The sequence below is a fragment of the Lactobacillus agrestimuris genome, assembly GCF_943193025.1.
Taxonomy (GTDB): Bacteria; Bacillota; Bacilli; order Lactobacillales; family Lactobacillaceae; genus Lactobacillus; species Lactobacillus agrestimuris.
Map to the genome: position 1 here is coordinate 1 of NZ_CALPCQ010000039.1, position 3,968 is coordinate 3,968.

3 protein-coding genes and 1 other annotated feature are annotated in these 3,968 nt (G+C 33.9%); all 3 genes read left to right on the forward strand.

The genetic code is table 11. The annotated features are described in order from the left end of the window. Positions 1-224: 224 nt before the first annotated feature. The 3 genes from NFR82_RS08690 to brnQ all read left to right on the forward strand — a co-directional run bounded on the left by NFR82_RS08690 (position 225) and on the right by brnQ (position 3,869). Positions 225-527 carry a hypothetical protein gene (locus NFR82_RS08690; protein ID WP_251717880.1) on the forward strand — a complete coding sequence of 101 codons (303 nt, stop codon included), beginning with the start codon at positions 225-227 and terminating at the stop codon, positions 525-527. Positions 528-837: 310 nt separating this feature from the next. Further along, positions 838-2,085 carry a DUF2075 domain-containing protein gene (locus tag NFR82_RS08695; protein ID WP_420908781.1) on the forward strand — a complete coding sequence of 416 codons (1,248 nt, stop codon included), beginning with the start codon at positions 838-840 and terminating at the stop codon, positions 2,083-2,085. A gap of 93 nt (positions 2,086-2,178) precedes the next feature. Continuing rightward, positions 2,179-2,426: a binding site (T-box leader), on the forward strand. Positions 2,427-2,489: 63 nt separating this feature from the next. Further along, positions 2,490-3,869 carry a branched-chain amino acid transport system II carrier protein gene (brnQ, locus tag NFR82_RS08700; RefSeq protein ID WP_251717881.1) on the forward strand — a complete coding sequence of 460 codons (1,380 nt, stop codon included), beginning with the start codon at positions 2,490-2,492 and terminating at the stop codon, positions 3,867-3,869. Positions 3,870-3,968 lie beyond the last annotated feature (99 nt).

Consider the following 3,968-nt stretch of genomic DNA (forward strand, 5'->3'; position numbering starts at 1 on the left):
ATTTTGATTAAATAAATAATTAAAAAATCAATTTGCGAGAAAGAACTATTTACACAAAAGATTTGACAGTCTCATTAATTATGTTTACTAGTTCGATATATTACAAAATACAATATAGTCAGACTATCTTTTTATTTTTATCTCTCTTTCAATGTAAAACGTTTTCAATATTTTAATGATCGCTATATAATATAAGTAAGATAAAAGATAAGAAGGACAGACAGATGGAAAATAAAGAAATTATTGAGAAAATTAAAACTAGCGTTGAAAACTCAGAACACTGGACCATTTATCACCACTTAACTGATAAAAGAGGCAATCCAGCTTTGATGTTGCGCCAAATTAACTTAGAAGATCCAAATGAAGGTGTTAATATTGATACACTTAATGGCGTAGCATATGTCTTTTTGGACAATGGTACACCTGCAGAACCAGGCGAAACTTTCTCAATTCAAGATAAAGGAGATTTAGAAGCGATGCAAGAGCTTCTAAAAATTGTCGAACCATTTGTTAGAAAAGATAGATAAAAATCACATTAGTATATTCGAAGAGCGAAGCATTAGATCAAAATGATGCCTCGCTTTTTATTTTTGATAATTAATAGCACGATATTCTTGAACTTGCATTGTACTATTATGCAAGTTTCATGAGAATGGGATAAAATAGAAGTAAGTGATAGATGACTGATTTAAAGTGGTTGGAAGTTAGCTACTTAATTTGATGAAAAGAATTTGTCCTCATCATTGGTTTCACTACCAATGTGAGGACTTTTTTAGAAATAAATTCAAGTAAAAGTACAATTTTAGGGTGTAATTAGTTACGTGAAAGAAGTTTATTTTGAAAGAAATAATTAATGATGCGACAAAGAAACTGTCGCCTTTAAAAGACTTAACAAATGAACAAGAAAAGTTAGTTGAACAAATTCTTGCATTTATTAATAGAAATCTTGATAAGAATGAGCACTCAATTTTTACAGTATATGGAGATGCTGGAACTGGTAAGAGTGTGGTTCTAGCGAACTTGTTTAATCAAATTGAACAGGCCGCAAGAAAAAATGAGAATTCTAAATTATATGGGACGGAAAATTATTTTGTCGTAAATCATCCTGAAATTCTTAAAGTTTATAAGGAAATTGCAGGTAAGTCACCGGATTTATTCAAAAAGGATTTTACTCGTCCTACAACTTTAATTAATCAACTAGATAAGAAAAATTCTTCAGTTGATGTTGTGGTGATTGATGAGGCGCATTTATTGCTATCTCGTTCAGATCCATACAATAATTTTACTTATGATAATCAGCTAGTTGAAATTATTAAACGTGCCAAAGTAGTTGTACTTGTCTTTGATCAGTACCAAGTTTTAAGGACAAAAACTTTTTGGACAGACAAGCAGCTTGAGAAGATTACTCATCAATATCCACATGATGATTATCATTTAACTCATCAATTTCGAATGAATGCCAGTGATGAGTTAATTAATTGGTTTAATCATTTTACTGATGATGAAGAAATTTTACCTTTTCCGAAAAATGCTCGAGATAATTATGATTTTAGGGTATTTAATGATGCAGAAAAGATGCGGCAAGAGATTGTTAAAAGAAATGACGAAGTTGGACTTTCAAGGATTCTATCAACTACGGGATATCCTTCAATTTTAGATGGGGGAAAGCATTATATTACTGAAGGAAAGTTCAAGATGCCGTGGGATCAATATAATTACACGTCCAAACCTTGGGCCGAAATTCCAGAAACAATTGATGAAGTTGGTTCTATCTATACATGCCAGGGATTTGATCTGAATTATACAGGAATTATTTTGAGTCCGCCGTTATCACAAATTCCTGGAACGATGAAGCTTAAGATTGATCCAAGTAAATTTACAGATATCGAGGCATTTAAGAAGAGAAAAGATTTATTTGATCAAAATGAATTAACTGAAGCCAAGAAACGATTATTCATGAATATGATTAATGTGCTGCTTAAGCGTGGAGTGTATGGAACCTATATTTACGCTCATGATCCGCTTTTGAGGGAAACATTGTATAATTTGTTTCAGAAAATAATAAACAAAAATTTGAACGCATAAATTCTAGCAATAATAGTTTTTTATAGTAATTTAAAAAAAGCAGTTGACAAAGATTATATTTTGCTTAAAATAATTATTAACAATTTAATCAATCTGAAAACAAAGAGAAAGAAGAGTAACTTAATTCTAGTTTTCCAGCGAGTCTCGTTAGGTGTGAGGAGATAGACGACAATTAGGTGAAAATCACTTTCGAGTTCGACTTCTTAATTTTTAGTAAGAAGGAGTGGGTGCACCCATTATAGTGCCAACGTATCGCTAGAATTTTTCTGGCCGCACGTGAAAGGTATTGTGAGTAATTGCAATATGAATAAAGGGTGGTACCACGCTGAAGCGTCCCTCAATCAAAGATATTTTGGTTGAGGGACTTTTTTTGTGATCAGATAAGTTACTACAGGAGGAAAATTATGGAAGATCATTCATCTCGTAAGTTAACATGGAAAAGCTACTTGGTTGTAGCTTCACTATTATTCGGATTATTTTTTGGTGCAGGTAACTTAATTTTTCCATTACATTTAGGTCAACTTGCTGGTGCAAATTGGGGGACAGCAGCAGTCGGATTTCTGATCACAGGTGTGCTTTTACCACTACTTTCAGTACTTGCAGTTTCAATCACACGTTCAGAAGGTGTTTACGATATCGGTAAGCCGCTGGGTGCTGGTTTTGCAGTAGTCTTCATGGTATTGATCCATGCGACTATCGGACCTGCTTTTGGTACACCAAGAACTGCAACGGTTTCATTTACAGTTGGTATGGCACCGTTTGTTCCTAAGAATATGCAAACAGTTGCTTTGTTAGTATTCTCGGCTGTATTTTTTGCACTTGCTTTTGCATTTTCATATCATGAAAACAATATCTTATCTAACGTTGGTAAGGTACTTAACCCATTATTCTTAGCATTACTTTTCTTAGTTTTCGTTGTTGCTTTTGCTAATCCTTTAGGAAATCCGCAAACCGCTGCAGTAACAGATGCTTATAAGCACTCTGCATTAGTAAATGGGTTCTTAGAAGGCTACAATACTATGGATGCTTTGGCTGGACTTGCTTTTGGCGTTACAGTTGTAACTGCCGTAAAAGGTATGGGTCAAAAAGATGCAAAAAGTGTTTCAAAGGTTGTTGCTAAATCAGGTGTTCTAGCCGTACTTGCTATCGGTTTAATCTACTTACTCTTAATCTTAATGGGTGCAATGTCATTAGGTCACTTCAAGGTATCAGACAACGGTGGTGTTGCCTTTAACCAAATCGTTAATGTTTATGGTGGTGTCTTCGGACAAGCATTACTCGCATTCTTATTAACCGTTACTTGTTTAACTACTGCTGTAGGTCTTGTAGCCGCATTTGCTCAAGACTTCCATAAGCACTTCCCTAAGGTTAGTTACCACACTTGGTTATTCCTTAGCTGTTTAGCATCATTCTTGACTGCTAACTTCGGACTGGATCAAATCATCGCTTGGTCAACACCAATGTTAATGTTCTTATATCCTTTATCAATGGTATTGATCGTATTATCAGTTTGTTCACCATTATTTAAAAAGGACGGTGTAGTTTACTTCTTTGTAATTGTTTTCACTGTTGTTCCAGCACTTGGTGATATGGTTGTAGCTTTTCCAAGTGTTGTTAGTCAAAGTCAATTTGGTTTAGCCGTTGCTAATTTAAGAAATAGTTTACCTTTAGCAAGTATGGGATTGTCATGGCTTGTTCCCGCTCTTGTAGGTTTGGCAATTGGTTTAACAGTTCATTTTGTAATGGGCAGAAATGTTGCTTCTATTCAAGAAGAATTAGATTAAATAAAAAGGGAAATGGTCATAATGAACTGAGACCCAAAAGTTAGATGATCCGTACCTAGTCAAGTAGACAGTTAAAATATATAAATTAATTAGCTTAAT

Excerpts from the sequence above, each read along its gene's own strand:
- brnQ (WP_251717881.1), top strand. The coding sequence starts at position 2,490 with ATGGAAGATCATTCATCTCGTAAGTTAACATGGAAAAGCTACTTGGTT.
- NFR82_RS08690 (WP_251717880.1), top strand. The coding sequence starts at position 225 with ATGGAAAATAAAGAAATTATTGAGAAAATTAAAACTAGCGTTGAAAAC.